Annotated in this window: 17 protein-coding genes; 6 read left to right on the forward strand and 11 right to left on the reverse strand. The window is 61.5% G+C overall.

What is annotated here, in order from left to right; genetic code table 11:
* The 5 genes from glmM to mnmA form a co-directional block, all read right to left on the reverse strand.
* A partial coding sequence (glmM, locus tag BA190_RS31495; RefSeq protein WP_068297776.1) for a phosphoglucosamine mutase occupies window positions 1–1,103 on the reverse strand: 1,103 nt, incomplete at its 3' end.
* 94 nt (window positions 1,104–1,197) lie between these two features.
* Complete coding sequence (locus BA190_RS31500) at window positions 1,198–1,659, reverse strand: GNAT family N-acetyltransferase (RefSeq protein ID WP_068297779.1); 462 nt, start codon at window positions 1,657–1,659, stop codon at window positions 1,198–1,200.
* Window positions 1,660–1,661: 2 nt separating this feature from the next.
* Complete coding sequence (locus BA190_RS31505; RefSeq protein WP_068297785.1) at window positions 1,662–2,699, reverse strand: peptidoglycan -binding protein; 1,038 nt, start codon at window positions 2,697–2,699, stop codon at window positions 1,662–1,664.
* The gene (locus BA190_RS31510; RefSeq protein ID WP_068297790.1) at window positions 2,699–3,688 is read right to left on the reverse strand and encodes a flagellar motor protein MotA; all 990 of its coding nucleotides are present in this window, start codon (window positions 3,686–3,688) and stop codon (window positions 2,699–2,701) included. The genes BA190_RS31505 and BA190_RS31510 overlap by 1 nt, the downstream gene beginning before the upstream one ends.
* Window positions 3,689–3,911: 223 nt before the next feature.
* The gene (gene mnmA / locus BA190_RS31515) at window positions 3,912–5,081 is read right to left on the reverse strand and encodes a tRNA 2-thiouridine(34) synthase MnmA (RefSeq protein ID WP_068297791.1); all 1,170 of its coding nucleotides are present in this window, start codon (window positions 5,079–5,081) and stop codon (window positions 3,912–3,914) included.
* Between the two features lie 306 nt (window positions 5,082–5,387).
* Between mnmA and BA190_RS31520 the strand changes: the two genes are divergently transcribed.
* Together BA190_RS31520 and BA190_RS31525 are read left to right on the forward strand one after the other, a co-directional pair.
* Window positions 5,388–6,152, forward strand: a complete 765-nt coding sequence (locus tag BA190_RS31520) for an outer membrane protein (RefSeq protein WP_068297793.1) — start codon at window positions 5,388–5,390, stop codon at window positions 6,150–6,152.
* 127 nt (window positions 6,153–6,279) lie between these two features.
* Window positions 6,280–6,795 carry a prolyl-tRNA synthetase associated domain-containing protein gene (locus BA190_RS31525; protein WP_068297797.1) on the forward strand — a complete coding sequence of 172 codons (516 nt, stop codon included), beginning with the start codon at window positions 6,280–6,282 and terminating at the stop codon, window positions 6,793–6,795.
* A gap of 227 nt (window positions 6,796–7,022) precedes the next feature.
* On the opposite strand, the gene BA190_RS31530 is transcribed toward BA190_RS31525, so the two are convergent.
* From BA190_RS31530 to BA190_RS31550, 6 genes are all read right to left on the reverse strand, one after another.
* Window positions 7,023–7,616 carry a hypothetical protein gene (locus tag BA190_RS31530; RefSeq protein WP_068297800.1) on the reverse strand — a complete coding sequence of 198 codons (594 nt, stop codon included), beginning with the start codon at window positions 7,614–7,616 and terminating at the stop codon, window positions 7,023–7,025.
* 109 nt (window positions 7,617–7,725) lie between these two features.
* Window positions 7,726–8,097 carry a hypothetical protein gene (locus BA190_RS36630; protein ID WP_202908557.1) on the reverse strand — a complete coding sequence of 124 codons (372 nt, stop codon included), beginning with the start codon at window positions 8,095–8,097 and terminating at the stop codon, window positions 7,726–7,728.
* 100 nt (window positions 8,098–8,197) lie between these two features.
* Entirely contained in the window at window positions 8,198–8,734 is a 537-nt protein-coding gene (locus tag BA190_RS36635) for a hypothetical protein (protein ID WP_068297802.1), read from the reverse strand.
* Window positions 8,735–8,952: 218 nt separating this feature from the next.
* Window positions 8,953–9,543 (reverse strand): hypothetical protein, encoded by a 591-nt coding sequence (locus tag BA190_RS36990; protein WP_068297809.1) that lies wholly within the window; start codon window positions 9,541–9,543, stop codon window positions 8,953–8,955.
* 367 nt (window positions 9,544–9,910) lie between these two features.
* Window positions 9,911–10,426 (reverse strand): hypothetical protein, encoded by a 516-nt coding sequence (locus BA190_RS31545; protein ID WP_202908558.1) that lies wholly within the window; start codon window positions 10,424–10,426, stop codon window positions 9,911–9,913.
* Between the two features lie 280 nt (window positions 10,427–10,706).
* Window positions 10,707–11,597, reverse strand: a complete 891-nt coding sequence (locus BA190_RS31550; RefSeq protein WP_156771781.1) for a helix-turn-helix transcriptional regulator — start codon at window positions 11,595–11,597, stop codon at window positions 10,707–10,709.
* 684 nt (window positions 11,598–12,281) lie between these two features.
* Between BA190_RS31550 and trxA the strand changes: the two genes are divergently transcribed.
* The 4 genes from trxA (at window position 12,282) to BA190_RS31570 (ending at window position 15,548) form a co-directional block, all read left to right on the forward strand.
* The gene (gene trxA, locus BA190_RS31555) at window positions 12,282–13,178 is read left to right on the forward strand and encodes a thioredoxin (RefSeq protein WP_068297816.1); all 897 of its coding nucleotides are present in this window, start codon (window positions 12,282–12,284) and stop codon (window positions 13,176–13,178) included.
* A 228-nt stretch (window positions 13,179–13,406) separates the two neighbouring features.
* Entirely contained in the window at window positions 13,407–14,066 is a 660-nt protein-coding gene (locus tag BA190_RS31560; RefSeq protein WP_068297818.1) for an LON peptidase substrate-binding domain-containing protein, read from the forward strand.
* 12 nt (window positions 14,067–14,078) lie between these two features.
* Window positions 14,079–14,279: a Trm112 family protein gene (locus BA190_RS31565; protein ID WP_068297823.1), complete on the forward strand. Its 201-nt coding sequence runs from the start codon at window positions 14,079–14,081 to the stop codon at window positions 14,277–14,279.
* 66 nt (window positions 14,280–14,345) lie between these two features.
* Window positions 14,346–15,548 carry a serine hydrolase gene (locus tag BA190_RS31570; RefSeq protein WP_068297825.1) on the forward strand — a complete coding sequence of 401 codons (1,203 nt, stop codon included), beginning with the start codon at window positions 14,346–14,348 and terminating at the stop codon, window positions 15,546–15,548.
* The last annotated feature ends 32 nt before the right edge of the window (window positions 15,549–15,580 follow it).

Raw genomic sequence — 15,580 nt, forward strand, 5'->3', positions numbered from 1 at the left:
AAGCGGTGGCAGACCTCGCTGACCGGGCGATCGGCCTTCTTGAGCACCGCCAGCACCTGCAGGGCGGCGACCAGGCCGTCGCCGGTGGTGGCGAAGTCCGACAGGATGATATGGCCCGACTGCTCGCCGCCGACATTGTAGCCCTGTGCCCGCATGCGTTCGAGCACGTAGCGATCGCCGACCGCCGTGCGCTCGAGCTGCAGGCCGAGGCCGCCGAGATAGCGCTCCAGGCCGAGATTGGACATCACCGTGGCGACGATGCCGGGCTGGGTGAGCTTACCCTCGTCCTTCCAGTCCGAGGCCACCACCGCCATCAGCTGGTCGCCGTCGATGACATGGCCCTTCTCATCGACGATCACCACGCGATCGGCGTCGCCGTCGAGGGCGATGCCGATGTCGGCGCGCAATTCGCGAACCTTGCGTGCCAGCGCATCGGGGGCAGTGGAACCGACATCCTTGTTGATGTTGTACCCGTCGGGCTCCACGCCGATCGGAATGACGTCCGCCCCAAGTTCCCACAGGGCTTCCGGGGCGACCTTGTAGGCAGCGCCATTGGCGCAGTCGACCACGACCCTGAGGCCGTCGAGGCGGAGCTGGCGCGGCAAAGTGCGCTTGGCGAATTCGATGTAGCGGGCGCGCACGTCGTCGATGCGGCGGGCCCGGCCGAGATCGCGCGAGCCGGCCAGCCGCGACGACAGATTGGTGTCGATCAGCGCCTCGATGGAGCGCTCGGTCTCGTCGGAGAGCTTGAAGCCGTCGGGGCCGAACAGCTTGATGCCGTTGTCGTCATAGGGATTATGCGAGGCTGAGATCATCACGCCGATGTCGCAGCGCAGCGAATTGGTGAGCATGGCGACCGCCGGTGTCGGCATCGGCCCCAGCAGCATCACGTCCACGCCGACGGCGGTAAAGCCCGCCACCAGGGCATTCTCGATCATATAGCCCGACAGGCGGGTATCCTTGCCGATCACCACGCGATGGCGGTGTTCACCGCGCTGGAAGGCGAGGCCGGCCGCCATGCCGACCTTCATCGCCAGTTCCGGCGTAATGACACTATTGGCCCGGCCGCGAATGCCATCGGTGCCGAAATATTTGCGACTCATGCGACAACCCCAAGATTTTCTGGTGCGATTATGCCCGAATCCTTGAGCAATTTGCTTCAAAAAATGTTTTCAACCGTAACAGGCCGCTGCCTTTTCAGCGGCGCCATTCATAGTCGAAGGTCGGCAGGCCGGAAGCGGGGTTGACGCCGCTGCCGATGCGCTCGAAGTCCTCGCGCTCGTAGAAGCGGATTGCCCTTTCGTTGAAGGCATTGACCGTGAGGCGCAGGGCAGAGCCGGCTTTCTGCTTGGCAAACAGCATCAGCAGATGCGCCAAACCGCTGCCCTGCTCGGTCGGCGGCAGCGCGATCTGCTCCAGCAGCAAGGCGTCGTCGTCCTGCGGCGCCAGCACCAGCATGCCGACGATCGAGCCGGCGGTGGCATCCTCGCGAAGCGCCACGAAGATTTCCGCCTCCAGCAGGTGCCAGCGGCCCCACTGTCCCGGCCAGCGGGCTTGATAGTCGAAGGCTGGATAGGTCGCTTGCCAGGCCCCGCACCACAAGGATTTCAGGGCCGGCTCGTCGGCAGCCTCCGCCAGCCGGAGCGTGACTGCGGCCATGCTCATCGCTCGGTCAGCTTCAGCTCGATGCGGCGGTTCTTCTTGCGCGCCTCGTCGGTGCCGGCGGTATCGATGGGCTGGAATTCGGCAAAACCGGCTGCGACGAGGCGCTGTGCCGGGATCCCCTTCGACATCAGATATTGCACCACGGAGATGGCGCGACTGGACGACAATTCCCAGTTGCTCGGGAATTGCGGCGAGTTGATCGGCCGGTCGTCGGTATGGCCGTCGACGCGCAGCACCCAGGGGATGTCGGTGGGGATCTTGTCCTGCAGGTCGAGGAGGGCGGCGGCGAGCTTGTCCATCTCGGCCTTGCCTTCAGGCTGCAGCGTGGCCTGTCCCGCCTGGAAGAACACTTCCGACTGGAAGACGAAACGGTCGCCGACGATGCGCACATCGGGGCGGTTGCCGAGCACTTCGCGCAGGCGGCCGAAGAAGTCGGACCGGAAGCGGGAGAGTTCCTGCACGCGCTGGGCCAGCGCCGCATTCAGGCGTGAGCCGAGATCGGCGATCTTGGTCTGGCTCTCGCGGTCCTTGGATTCGGAGGCGTCGAGGGCCTGTTCCAGCGCGGCGATCTGGCGGCGCAGGGCCGAGATCTGCTGGTTGAGCAGCTCGACCTGCGCCATCGCCTGGTCGGAAATACGCTTCTGGCTGTCGAGCTCACCCTGGATCTGCGCGACCTGCCCGCCCTGGGCGCTGGCGGCTGCGGCATCTTTCTGGGCGTCGTCGAGCAGGCCCTGCAAACGCGTTTTGTCGGCATTGGCCTTGTCGAGGCCGCTGGTGAGCACCGAAAGCTGCTCCTGGGCGTTGCGGCCATTGGTGCGCTCCAGCGCCAGCAACTGCGACAATTCCGCGATCTGGGCATTGAGCCGGTTGAGCGCCTCGTCCTTGCCGGTGACTTCCTGGGACAGGAAGAACTGGCCGAGCACGAAGATCGACAGGATCATGATGATGGACAGGAGCAGGGTCGACAGGGCGTCGACGAAGCCCGGCCAGTAATTGATGCCCTCGCCGCGACGGCGGCTGCGCCCGAGCGGCATCAGTTCTTCTCGCGTTCTTGCATCAGGCGCTCGAGCACGCTCTTGATGTCGCGCTGCTGTTCGGCCTGGCTTTCGACCCAGTCGCGGATCATCTGCTGCTCGGAGCGCATATGCTGCACCAGACCCTGGATGCCCTCGGCGAGCTGGGCCATGGCGGCGGTGGCATTGCGGCCGGAACCGGCCTCTCGCGAGCCGTCGGCCATGCGCTCGATCGCCGATTTGATCGCTGCCATCTCGCCGTCCGAACCGCCGCGGGCCAGGCCCTCGGCTTCGATGTCTGTCACGGTGGCGGCGAGCCAGTCCTCGAGCTCGGTATAGAAGCGGTTCTGGGCCTGCCCGGCCTGCAGGTCGAGGAAACCGAGGATCAGCGAACCAGCAAGGCCGAACAGCGAGGACGAGAACGACACGCCCATGCCCTTGAGCGGGGCGGCGAGGCCGCTCTTCAGGTTTTCGAACACGGTGCTGGCGTCGCCGCCGCCCACCGACATGGAATTGATGACGTTGCCGACCGAGCCCACCGTCTCGATCAGGCCCCAGAACGTGCCTAGAAGGCCGAGGAAGACCAGGAGACCCGTGAGATAGCGCGAAACCTCGCGCTGCTCGTCGAGGCGCATGCCGATCGATTCGAGGATGGAGCGCAAAGTGGAGAGCGAGATCGAGCGACGGCCGACCTTGTCGCCCAGCAATGTCGCCATCGGTGCCAGCATCACCGGCTGGTCCCGCAGCTCCAGGCCGGGATCGCGCAGGCGATAGGCGTTGACCCAGCGCACTTCCGGCAGCAGGCGGATCACCTGGCGGAAGCCGAAGACGATGCCGAGCAGCAGCGTGAAGATGATCAGGCCGTTGAGGCCGGGATTGGCCATGAAGGCGATATAGAGCTGGCGATAGAGCACGGCGGTGACGCAGGCCGCCAGCACCAGGAAGATCAGCATGCGGATGAAGAAGATCCGGGGGGAAGACAGCTTGTAGGGATCAAGGTCTCTGGCCATCGCACCACGCCGTTTCAGCAATCTGTAGCATTTTCCAGAAAAGTTGCTCGACTTTTCGGTCAAGAAAATGCGTCAAAACAAAGACGTGGAGCAAGAATGCGATTTTTGGGAAATCGCATTTTTCTCCACACGCGAACCCTCGACAGGAGGGTCCTCCTTTTCGGCCAGAGCTTGACGCAATGCAAGGACCGAAAGCACGCGCTCAATGGCGCGCCGGGCCGGATCAGGCTGCAGCGGTCTGGCCGCCATAGGCGAAGACGGTCTGCGGCCGCGCGCCGCGAATGAAGCCGCCGCCGAGCACGCGGGCCTGGCCATCGGCGTGGTCGTAGAACACGGCAGCCTGTCCGGGTGAAACGCCGTCCTCGGCCTCGGCGAGCTCGATCGCGGGGCCATCGGCCCCGAAATGCAGCAAAGCTGGCTTGGGCGCGCGGGTGGAGCGCACGCGCACGGCGATTTCCAAGCCCTCCGAAGGCAGGTCTTCAAGCGCGCCGTCGCCGATCCAGTTCACATCGCGCAGAGCGACATGGCGCGTCGCCAGCGCTTCGCGCGGGCCGACGATCACGCGCGCCGCCTCGGCATCGAGACGGATGACGTGCAACGGCTCGCCGGTGGCGACGCCCAGCCCCTTGCGCTGGCCGATGGTGTAGTGGATGACGCCTTGGTGCTGGCCGAGCACGCGGCCGTCCAGATGCACGATCTCGCCGGGAATGGCGGCACCGGGCTTGAGCTTCTCGATCACCTGGGCATAGCGGCCCGACGGCACGAAGCAGATGTCCTGGCTGTCAGGCTTGGCCGCCACCGACAGGCCGAAGCGCTCGGCGGCCTGGCGTGTTTCCGGCTTGGTCATCTCGCCGAGCGGGAAGCGCAGGATATCGAGCTGCTCCCTGGTGGTGGCGAACATGAAATAGCTCTGGTCGCGCTCGGCGTCGCGGGGGCGGAACAGGCCGCGCCCGCCTGATACCGCACGGCTCGCGACGTAATGGCCGGTGGCCAGCACGTCGGCGCCGAGGTCGCGCGCCGTGCCGAGCAGATCGCGGAACTTGACGCGCTGGTTGCACTCGACACAGGGAATCGGCGTCTCGCCGGCCACATAGGAATCGGCGAAACGGTCGATCACCGCTTCCTTGAAGCGGCTTTCATAGTCGAGCACGTAATGGGGAATGCCGATGCGGTCGGCGACCTCGCGCGCATCGTGAATGTCCTGGCCGGCGCAGCAGGCGCCCTTGCGATGGACCGCGGCGCCATGGTCGTAGAGCTGAAGCGTCACCCCGATCACGTCATAGCCCTGCTCCTTGAGAAGAGCGGCGCAAACGGAAGAGTCGACGCCGCCCGACATGGCAACAACGACACGGGTATCCTGCGGCCGGCGCGGCAGGTCGAGCGAGTTCAACATGGCTTCCTTCCGTCCATCAGAGGGTCAAGGTCTCTGCGACGGCGCTCCTTTACGCGATTTTGGCCGCGAGGGGAACGCCGATGTTCGGGGAGGCAAGGGCGAGCGACGTTGCCGCGCCGGTCTATTCCGATATTACTTTAGGGAATATGGAGGAACGATTTTCAGCGTTAACTATATTTATTAAGTATATCCTGGCGTATTGGCTTAATAAAAACTGAAGTGTTGCATTTATGTCATAGGATTTCGTGTAAAGCCGGTGCTATCAGGCGTTCATGCGCTATAAGCGCCAAGTGCTGGGGTATTAAAATGCAGTTTTTCAGGAATGCTGTGCTTGCCGGCGTCGTGGTTCTCCTGCCGGCAGCGGCATTCGCCGCCGATCTGGCGCCGACGCCCGTCGAGCCGGTTGCGCCGGAAGTCACGCCGTCCTTCACCTGGACGGGCTTCTATGCCGGTTTGAGCGCGGGCTATGGCCGCGGCAATCTCGACACCGATCTGAAGGCGGTTCCGACCGCGACGGCACCGACGCTTGAGAGGGCTCTCGGTTTCGGGCTGAACGGCGGGGTCGCAAAGGTCAAGGGCAGCGCCAACGGCGTCGTCGCCGGTGGCCAGATCGGCTACAATTATCAGATCGATCCCAATTGGGTGATTGGCGCCGAAGCCGACCTGCAATATGCCGGCCTGGACACCAAGAAGACCTTCATCGGTGCTCAGGACATTCCGGTCACGGTGAAGAATGAGCTCAACTGGTTCGGCACGGCCCGGGTGCGCGCCGGCTATGCCTTCGACAATGTCCTGATTTACGGCACCGGCGGTCTTGCCTATGGCCAGGTGAAGACCAAGGTCAGCACCGGCGGCACCAACCTGTCCGGATCGGAGACCAAGTTCGGCTGGGCTCTCGGTGCGGGCGCCGAATATGCCCTGACCCAGAACTGGACAGTGCGGGCCGAATATCTCTATGTCGATCTCGGCAAGGCCGAGACGATCAAGGCCAACAGCGAGATCGCCCAGATCACCGCCAAGACCGATGTCTCGGTGCACACGGTGCGTGCCGGCGTGAACTACAAGTTCTGATCGGAACTTCGCTACTGCTCCAATTCTCAGGGCTCCGCTTGGCGGGGCCCTTTTACTTTGGCCGGTCAGCCTTGCGCCGGCCAGCCCGTCGTTCTAGTCAGGGGGCCTTTCCAGGAGACCTCGAACCATGCCGGCCACGCCTGACGACCTGTTCGCTTTCTTCGCCAAGCTTGGCATCACCGTGACGACCGTCGAGCATCCGCCGCTGTTCACGGTAGAGGATTCGAAGGCTCTGCGCGGCCAGATCGCCGGCGGTCACACCAAGAATCTCTTCCTGAAGGACCGCAAGGGCAGGCTGTTCCTGGTGGTGCTGGAGGAGGATGCCAGCGTCGATCTCAAGCGCATCCACGAGATCATCGGCGCCCAGGGCAAGGTGTCCTTCGGTTCGGCCGAACTGCTGACGCAGATCTGGGGGGTATTGCCGGGAGCCGTTACGCCCTTCGGCGCCATCAACGATACCGAAGCGCAGGTGACCGTGGTGCTCGATCAGGCGCTGCTCGAGAACGACAAGCTCAACCATCATCCGCTGGTCAATACGCAGACCACCACGATCGCCCGCGAAGACCTCATTGCCTTCCTGCGTGCCACCGGGCACGAGCCCAGGATCCTTGCCGTTTCGCTGTCACAGCAGGCGGATGCCTGAGGCCAGGCGCGGTTCCATCCAAGCGCGCCCGGTCCTGCTTCAGAGTCTCGATGACGCCGTTGCATCCGGGCATTGAGTGCCGGATCGAGGATTTGGCGAAAACCGTCAGAAGGAACCAAGAGTCATCGACCATGACTCTTGGCATAAGCGACGCTTGGCATAAGCCCGACTTCCTGTGCCGGCGTGGTTCGGAAAGCCCGTCGGGTCGTCGACGGGCATGATCCCGTTCAGTCGAGGCAGCCGCGGAATATATCGTACTTCATGCATTTGCGGCGAGGCGCATAGGCGGTTGGGGCAACCGTGGTACCGCGGGCATAGCGCTGGGCCGGTTGCTGCACGCCGGCTACGCCGGCCGATGGTGCGGCCCTGGGGCCAACCTGGCAGCGAATGCCTTCCGTTGCCAGGGCGCCGGCGACATCGGCGTCGTAGCACAGCATCTGGGTGGCAGCCCTGCGATAGCCCATGGATTGCAGCGTGCGGGCAAAAAGGCGAATGTTGCAGCCCTGGTCAAGCTTGGTGGTTCCGAAGCTGAAGCCGAAACCGGCACCCGAGCCGCCGACGCTGACACTGCCGAGGCAGGCTTCGATGCCGGCCGCCGCGAGGCCCGGGGCAAACGCCGCGGGAGCCTGGCGTCGATCGCGATTGTTCAGCGTCGCGCCGCCGACATTGCCGGTGATGTTGCCATTGCCGTTGCCATTGCCGGATCCGTCGCCGGAATTATTGCCGTTGTTAGTTCCGTTCTGGGCCTGTGCCAGCGAGGCAGCGGTAAGGAAGATGACGATGGTGAAGAAATAGACAATACCCTTCGCAAGCGATTTCATATGCGTTCCCCCAAACACAAACACGCCCACAAACTTTTGGAAAGTCTATGAGGTGTACAGGAGGCTACGCTACAAATGTGATTTTCGCAATGAATACAATATTTTATCGCTAAGGAACCTGACGGGGAGTAATGCCGCAGCGTTGAAGTTCTTTCATGAGACGCTTGTAGTCCCAGCTATACGTTGCCTCGTTGTGGTTTTCGTTATTGTCACTTGTGAAGCAGTTTCCGTTTCCGTTACCAGAATTGAAATTACCGTTATTGTTTCCTTGATTGAAATTTCCATTAAAGTTGCCGGTATTGCCGTTGCCGTTGTTGTTTCCTCGCCCAACGCTGTATTGAACAAGGATAACATCATCTCTCCGCAGTATCCGGATTTGAGACGCCCCGTGCTGCGGGCCTGGGACATGGCAGCGGGAAAGCGCCGGAACCTGGGGGGTGGGGGGAGTCTGCCAACAGCCGATATCGAGGTCTGCGATCATGGTTGCGTTCCTGTGATCAAAGACGACATGTTTCAGTATAAACCATAAAGGCCGGACCGACCCAGACGGTCGATCCGGCCGAAGCTGCCTCGGCAGCCTCCTAGGGGTTGCCGTTTCCGTTGCCGTTGAACGAACCGATGTTCCCGTTGCCGTTGAACATGCCACCATTGTTGTTGCCGTTCAGCGCACCGATATTGTTGTTGCCGCTGGTGGAGCTGGAGTTCCCGCGGCCGTTATAGGCGCCGATATTGCCGGTGCCGCCATTGCCGTAGCCGATATTGCCGTTGGCGTCCGGCGCGCCATTGCCATTGGCGTTGCCGTTCAAGGTGCCGGTATTGGCATTGCCGTTGTAATTGCCGTTGCCAAGCCCGTAATTGCCGTTGCCGTTGCCGTTGCCATTGGCGAGGCCGCTATTGGCGTTGCCGTTGGCATTGCCGCTGAAGCCGCCCCAGTTGCCATTGCCGTTGCCATTGCCGTTGCCGATGCCGGAGTTCATGTTGCCGTTGCCGTTGCCGTTACCGACGCCGACATTGCCGTTGCCATTGCCGTTGCCGTTGCCGAAGCCAGCATAGGCCGCGGAGATCGAGGTGCATGCGAGCGCGGCGTAGAGGGCCGCATGGAATACGGTGATTCTCATGGTTCTACCTTTCCTGGACTGGGTTCGGGAAAGGCCGAGCCTTCCCTTGACTGTGTTCCGATCCCTTGAGGTGGCAGGAGGCAGGCGCGCATGCGACATACCTCTCTTCCCAGGTGTCACGCGCCACGTGAGCGGTGTTGGCAATTGCCGGATGATCGTTGCCCTCAATGGGGTTAGTTGCGCCTCCTGGTTTTGGGAGGCGCGTGGTGGTTTTCACCTCAATGCGAGGTGCAGCCGTTGTTCATGATGTTACAACTGGCTCGATCGGCAATGGTCTTTACCTTGTTGCTGGTTGCCGTAACCGTCACGCCGGCGGGCGGATCTGGGTCATTGGGATCACCCATGCCGTAATTGCCGTTGCCGTTCATGTTGCCGTTGCCGACGCCAGTGTTGAAATTGCCGTTGTAATTGCCGTTCAACATGCCGGTATTGAAGTTACCGTTCATGTTGCCGTTACCGATGCCGGTATTGCCATTGCCGTTATAGTTGCCGTTGTCGGTTCCGGTATTGCCGTTACCGTTCATATTGCCATTGCCGGTTCCGGTGTTGCCGTTGCCGTTGTTATTGCCGTTGCCGGTTCCGGTGTTGCCGTTGCCGTTCATGTTGCCATTGCCGGTTCCGGTATTGCCGTTGCCGTTGTTATTGCCGTTATTGGTGCCGGAATTGCCGTTGCCGTTGCCGTTGCCATTGCCGGTTCCGGTGTTGCCGTTGCCGTTGCCGTTGCCATTGCCGAATCCCGCATAGGCGCTGAGGACCGGGGTGCAGACCAGTGCCGCACTCAGCAGCAGCCGCGTGAGGAGGGTGCGCATGATACTGTCCTTTCTTGCGACTCGAAAAACAGCCTGGCCGCGGATGTCGGGAGGCGTGTTCAATGATCGGGCGGTGCGGTCTGTCGCTGCCGCGGCCCGTCCATGATGCAATCTGACTGGACCTGCACGGAGCGTTCGGAGCGGTTCGTCTGTTGGGTCGAACCGCCTGGCGCCCGGCCGGAAAGGCCTGGATGCGGGATCCTCTTCCGTCGGCCGTCCGCGGGACGCTACGCCGGAGCAGGGAGGGAGGAGAATTGCCGCATCCAGATTTCAGAGCTCGAGCAGCGAACGCTGAACGCCAGGGAAGGCGGGAGCTGACCGAGGGCCGGGAGGAAAGCCGGGCCAGCTCCCTGAGAGCAAGCAAGGCTTATTGGTTGGCGTTGCCGTTGCCGTTGCCGCTGAAGGCGCCCCAGTTGTGGTTGCCGTTCACGTTGCCGTTGCCGATGCCATAGTTGGCATTGCCGTTCACGTTGCCGTTGCCGAAGCCGAAGTTGTGGTTGCCGTTGGCGTTGCCGTTGCCGAGACCGACGTTGCCGTTGCCGTTGGCGTTGCCGTTGCCGATGCCGGCGTTTCCGTTTCCGTTTCCGTTTCCGTTGACGGCGCCGGCATTCCCGTTGCCGTTCAGGTTGCCGTTGAGGGCGCCCCAGTTGCCGTTGCCGTTGCCGTTGCCGTTGAAGGCGCCGGTATTGGCGTTGCCGTTGCCGTTGCCGTTGCCGAAGCCGACATTGCCGTTGCCGTTGCCATTGCCACTGCCGATGCTGAAGGCCATCGCGGCGCTGGAGACGCTCAGGATCAGGGCGGATGCGATGAGAAGCGATTTCATAATGGTCTCTCCACTCAGTCTGTCTTGTGAGGTGCTTAAGGCTGTAATCAGCAGAAGCATTTGCTTTAAGCCCGCGGTGATTACAGTTTTAAGCTTATTGATTTTTCAGTGTAGAGAAACTTGTCTATTGGAATTAGTACAAAGGAGTATTAAATCAAGGGCGATATACTAAAAATTGATTTGAGCATGGCAAATATTGCCGCGCAGCGACGCAAATGCGCGCCATGCAGCTCAAAAGCCCCGGATTGTTCGAGAGGAAAATTTTCAAGGCGTGGAACGGCTGGATCAGAGTTCCCCAACACACCCAGCTCGGTCCATCGGACGTCTTTTGTGGCCGTCGTCAGTAGGCGATGGCAGGAACGGCCATTTGGCTGTCTTCGCAATCGGGCCCGATCATCATGGTGGTGCCGGGCGCGCGCATCTGGCTGCCGCACATCAGGGCGACTTCGGTCCGGTTGCGCAGATGGAATTTGCGCATGATGTTGCGGATATGGACCTTCGCGGTGCTCTCGGAAATATTGAGGGCATGCGCAATGATCTTGTTCTGCTTGCCCTTCTGGAGCAGACTCAAGACGTCCATCTCGCGGTCGGTCAGGCTGAGATGGATGTCGGAACGCAAGTGACGTTCGGGCGGCGGTTTGGGCGCGCTCGACGGTGGTTCCTTAAACAGGGGAGTCGCGCTCGCATAGGAGATGGGCTGAGCAGTCGTTTCCTCACGCGCTGGCAGCGACAGGCCCTGCCGGATCGCACTCACCATGGCATTGAAGCCCATCGAGGCTGTGATCCAGCTATGAACGCCGGCCTCGTCCATCAGTCGTCCGATCGCAGGATCGCTGTTGTCGGTAACCACCAGCAGGGGCAGCTTGCCGATACGGGTTTGCAATTGCTGAATGACGAAGGCGATGAAGAGCGGGTCCGTGCTGCGCTGTACCAGGCTCAGTATGGCGAGCGAGGCTTGTGTGCCGCCTTCTCCGGGAGCGCCCATGATGCGGACATCGATATCGTCCGCAGCCTCCTTGAGCGCATGGGAAAAGATCTCGCCCAGCAGGGGACGGCTCTCGATCAGCAAGACGACTTTGCGGTCCACAACAGGCAACGTGCCTGGCTCGGCTTGTCTATGATCATGGCAATCCAGCATGTCATTGCAGGTGACGTGGTGACTCATGATTTGGCCTCTTGAAAGTTCTGGCGTTACTTCCTCTACAAGTCTTCTTGTGGGTTGGGCTTTCACCCTAATATGTCGTTAGGGTGTGAGCCATTACACTTGTGCGGCTGTTCTGCGTTGCCGACCTGAACGGCCGGTTGTCGCGCGCAGCCACCTTCATCGGCCACCACGAAATTCTTTGTCGCGGGGCTCGAAAAGTAAAACGATTCACGAATAATAGGATGCCAGAATATTGATTATCGCGATGTGTCATTTATCTCACAGAAACGACTATTCGCGAAAGTCTTTTGGGATTAATCCGAAAGGGACCTTCCCCATCGTCAACACCAAAAGGTATCATATTGAGGCAAAAGGCGATTTTCAGCCTTCCCGGTTCGTGTATGCAGGTTATATTGAGGGCGGCGTGAATTCGCCGTGATTTGAGTGAAGTTTCCGAATACGATTAAAAAACTTTAATCATCAAAAATATCCAGATAGTCGCCTGTGTATAGGCAACAATCTTTTCTTTCTATACGCGGCGGTCTGTGGTGCTCTTCAATATGTTACGGGGTCGTTTTGCTGGTGGTTGACTGCCGCCGTTACCCCTTTCGGGGGTTATTGACGAAAAGTAGGTATGGAGTTCCATCTGTTCCATTCTCGCAACAAGCAAGATGAAATCTATTGTTTCGTACGGTGTGGCGCGCTCGACGGTTGCCTTCGCGGCGATTTGCCCCCATCTAACCGCGGACGAAGCTTTCCAAGCGGGTAGGAATGATGAGCAACGATGCTGCCGGAACCAACGGTCTGATCAAGGATACCACCACCCAGACCTTCATGGCTGACGTGATCCAGGAGTCGATGAAGCAGCCGGTGCTGGTCGATTTCTGGGCCGAATGGTGTGGCCCTTGCAAGCAATTGGGCCCGATCCTGGAGAAGGCCGTGCTTGCAGCCAAGGGCAAGGTCAAGCTGGTGAAGATGGATATCGACAAACATCCGCAGATCGCCGGGCAATTGGGGGTTCAATCGATTCCGGCCGTCTTCGCCTTCTCCAAGGGGCAGCCTGTCGACGGCTTCATGGGGGCCATTCCTGAAAGCCAGATCAAGGAGTTCATCACCAGGATCGCCGGTCCCGGTGGCGATCCGGACACGGAGGCCTTGCTGGCCGAGGCCGAAGCGTTGCTCAACGAAGGCGATGGAGCGGCGGCAGCTCAGCTCTTTGCACAGATTTTCGAGCAGGACGCCGAGAACCTGAAGGCGATCGCCGGCCTGGCGCGCTGTGCGCTTGCCGCAGGAGAGCTCGATCAGGCCAAGGCCACGCTTTCTCTTACGCCCAAGGGCAAGGAGAACGATCCCCTCATCGCCAGCGCCCGGGCCGCACTGGAACTGGCCGAACAGGCCAGCGATGTCGGCGACCTCCAGGGGTTGGCACGCCAGGTCGAGGCTGATCCGAAGAACTTTCAGGCCAAGTTCGACTACGCCCTGGCCCTCGCCGCTGCCAATAAGCGCGAGGAGGCGGTCGACCAACTGCTCGACATCGCCCGGCGCGACCGCAAATGGGACGATGACGGCGCGCGCAAGCAGCTCGTGCAGTTCTTCGAGGCCTGGGGGCCGATGGATGAGAACACCATCTATGGTCGCCGCCGACTGTCGTCGATCCTGTTTTCATAAATAGTGACGCGGCCCGCCAGCTGGCCGTAAGATAACGCCTGGAGGTCGCGGCCGCGACCTTGAGAAACTGTCATGTCCCATGCTTGGGCCATGACGGCCTCCAGAGCAAAGCGCGTTTGGACGGAAACGCTTGTTTGCTCTAGCTCTTTGGTTTGACGCGTCTTTGCGATTCTTGGCGATTCCGCCAAGTCGCAAAACGCTATAGGCCCGTTTGAGGAATGGCAGCCGATGCATCCCTTGTTCAAGACGGAGGCCGATCTGCCTCCTGTCGTTCCGGTCTTCCCCCTGGCCGGCGCCCTGCTGCTGCCGCGTGGCCAGCTGCCGTTGAACATCTTCGAGCCGCGTTACCTGGCCATGATCGACGACGTGTTGAAGGGACCGCGTCTGATCGGCATGATTCAGCCCGAGGACGAGGAAAACGAGACGGTGCCGCGCCTGTTCCAGGTCGGCTGCGTCGGGCGCCTCACCCAATTCGCCGAGACGGGCGATGGGCGCTACCTCATCCAGCTCACCGGCATTTCGCGCTTCAAGGTCCTGTCGGAAGAAACCGTCTCTACGGCCTACCGCCAATGCCGTATCACGGCCGAGCCCTTCGCCATCGATTTCACCCCGCGTGCGGGTGAGGATGAGGTCGACCGCAAGAGCCTGATCGATACGCTACGCGCCTATCTTGCCGTCAATCGCTTCCAGGTCGACTGGAACGACATCCACGAAGCCTCCAACGAGGCGCTGGTCAATGCGCTGTCGATGATGAGCCCGTTCGGGCGGCGCGAGAAACAGGCGTTGCTCGAAGCTTCGTGCCTGCGCGAGCGCGCCGAGATCCTGGTCGCCATCACACAGATCGAATTGGCCAAGAGCGGCGACGGCTCCGATACGCCGCTGCAGTGAGGATGAGTGCCGATGCCCACGCCGCCGCCGCATCGCCCACCGCCGCTGACCGATCCCAAGCTCCTGGAATTGCTGGTGTGCCCTCTCACCAAGACGACGCTGGAATATGATGCGGAAAAGCAGGAGCTGATCTCGCGCGCCGCCAAGCTGGCCTATCCCATCCGGGATGGTTTCCCTATCATGTTGCCCGAGGAGGCAAGGATCATCGAATAGAACGGGCGATCGAACAGATCGGATCGTTCCGTTCATTGCCCCGAAGCCGAAAGGAAGACGCAAAGAATGTATGACAGCCCGCCGGAGCTCCAAGGATCGACACAGGAACCGACCGTTCTCGGCGCCGCCTCCATCCCGCGCGAGGATTGGGATCGGGCACCGTGGAACCGGTGGTCGTTCCAGCATGTGCGGGAACTGGTGCCGACGGCGCAGGTCTGGCGTGGACCGGGGCCGGCCACGGCGTTACCGGTCGCCCTGCAGGACATAGACGGGGTTGCCTTCGAAAGCGACGGTCAGCCGGCAACGGTCGGTAGCTTCTTCGAGGCGAACTACGCCGACGGCTTTCTGGTGCTGCACCGCGGCAAGGTGGTGGCCGAGCGCTATTTCAACGGCATGACGAGCCACAGCCAGCATCTGTCGCAGTCAGTCGCCAAATCCGTGGTGGGCACGGTTGCCGGCATCCTGATCGGGCGCGGCGTGCTCGATCCGGCCGCGCCGGTGACCTTCTATCTGCCGGAACTGGAGGCCACCGCCTATCGTGGCGCCACCGTGCAGCAGGTGCTCGACATGACGACCGGCGTGGTGTTCGACGAAACCTACACCGCGCTCGATTCGCACATCGCCAAGATGGACGTGGCCAGCGGCTGGAAGGCCCGCAAGGACCCCAGCTGGCCGACCCATGTCTTCGAGCTGATCCTGCAGCTCCAGGCCAGCCAAAGTGTCCATGGCGCCATCTTCAACTACCGCTCCGTTGAGACCGACGTGCTGGCCTTCGTGCTGCAGAGCGCCACGGGCCTGCTGCTCCCCGAATTGGTGAGCCGAGAGCTGTGGGCACCGATGGGTGCCGAGGAAGATGCCTATTTCACCGTCGATCCCGCCGGCTATGGCCTGGCCGATGGTGGTTTCAATGCCACGCTGCGGGACTATGCCCGCTTCGCCCTACTGCATCTCGGCGGCGGGGAGATCGGGGGCCGGCGGCTCCTTCCGTCCTCCTGGCTGGAAGACACGCGTTTTGCCGCTCGGCCAGATCTCTTCCAGGGCGTCTATCGCGACATTCTCCCTCGGGGCGCCTATCGCAACCAGTTCTGGATCGAGGATGTCGAGCGCGGGGCCTATATGGCGCGCGGCGTGTTCGGGCAGCTCATTTATATCGATCCCGTCGGCGAGTTTGCCGCCGTGGTGTTGTCGAGCTGGCCGGAATTCCTGCACGCACCGAGGACGCGCGCCAGCCTGGCCGCGGTCCGGGCGATCCGCGACGCCTTGGCGTAACGGCGGGGGGCAGCGCCGGCGGCGCTTCGATG

The organism is Labrys sp. WJW (assembly GCF_001676615.1).
Taxonomy (GTDB): Bacteria; Pseudomonadota; Alphaproteobacteria; order Rhizobiales; family Labraceae; genus Labrys; species Labrys sedimenti.

What these genes read in the sequence shown, in the direction of transcription:
- BA190_RS31500 (WP_068297779.1), bottom strand. Translation starts at nt 1,659, where the DNA reads ATGGCCGCAGTCACGCTCCGGCTGGCGGAGGCTGCCGACGAGCCGGCC.
- BA190_RS31505 (WP_068297785.1), bottom strand. Translation starts at nt 2,699, where the DNA reads ATGCCGCTCGGGCGCAGCCGCCGTCGCGGCGAGGGCATCAATTACTGG.
- BA190_RS31510 (WP_068297790.1), bottom strand. Translation starts at nt 3,688, where the DNA reads ATGGCCAGAGACCTTGATCCCTACAAGCTGTCTTCCCCCCGGATCTTC.
- mnmA (WP_068297791.1), bottom strand. Translation starts at nt 5,081, where the DNA reads ATGTTGAACTCGCTCGACCTGCCGCGCCGGCCGCAGGATACCCGTGTC.
- BA190_RS31520 (WP_068297793.1), top strand. Translation starts at nt 5,388, where the DNA reads ATGCAGTTTTTCAGGAATGCTGTGCTTGCCGGCGTCGTGGTTCTCCTG.
- BA190_RS31525 (WP_068297797.1), top strand. Translation starts at nt 6,280, where the DNA reads ATGCCGGCCACGCCTGACGACCTGTTCGCTTTCTTCGCCAAGCTTGGC.
- BA190_RS31530 (WP_068297800.1), bottom strand. Translation starts at nt 7,616, where the DNA reads ATGAAATCGCTTGCGAAGGGTATTGTCTATTTCTTCACCATCGTCATC.
- BA190_RS36630 (WP_202908557.1), bottom strand. Translation starts at nt 8,097, where the DNA reads ATGATCGCAGACCTCGATATCGGCTGTTGGCAGACTCCCCCCACCCCC.
- BA190_RS36635 (WP_068297802.1), bottom strand. Translation starts at nt 8,734, where the DNA reads ATGAGAATCACCGTATTCCATGCGGCCCTCTACGCCGCGCTCGCATGC.
- BA190_RS36990 (WP_068297809.1), bottom strand. Translation starts at nt 9,543, where the DNA reads ATGCGCACCCTCCTCACGCGGCTGCTGCTGAGTGCGGCACTGGTCTGC.
- BA190_RS31545 (WP_202908558.1), bottom strand. Translation starts at nt 10,426, where the DNA reads ATGCTTCTGCTGATTACAGCCTTAAGCACCTCACAAGACAGACTGAGT.
- trxA (WP_068297816.1), top strand. Translation starts at nt 12,282, where the DNA reads ATGATGAGCAACGATGCTGCCGGAACCAACGGTCTGATCAAGGATACC.
- BA190_RS31560 (WP_068297818.1), top strand. Translation starts at nt 13,407, where the DNA reads ATGCATCCCTTGTTCAAGACGGAGGCCGATCTGCCTCCTGTCGTTCCG.
- BA190_RS31565 (WP_068297823.1), top strand. Translation starts at nt 14,079, where the DNA reads ATGCCCACGCCGCCGCCGCATCGCCCACCGCCGCTGACCGATCCCAAG.
- BA190_RS31570 (WP_068297825.1), top strand. Translation starts at nt 14,346, where the DNA reads ATGTATGACAGCCCGCCGGAGCTCCAAGGATCGACACAGGAACCGACC.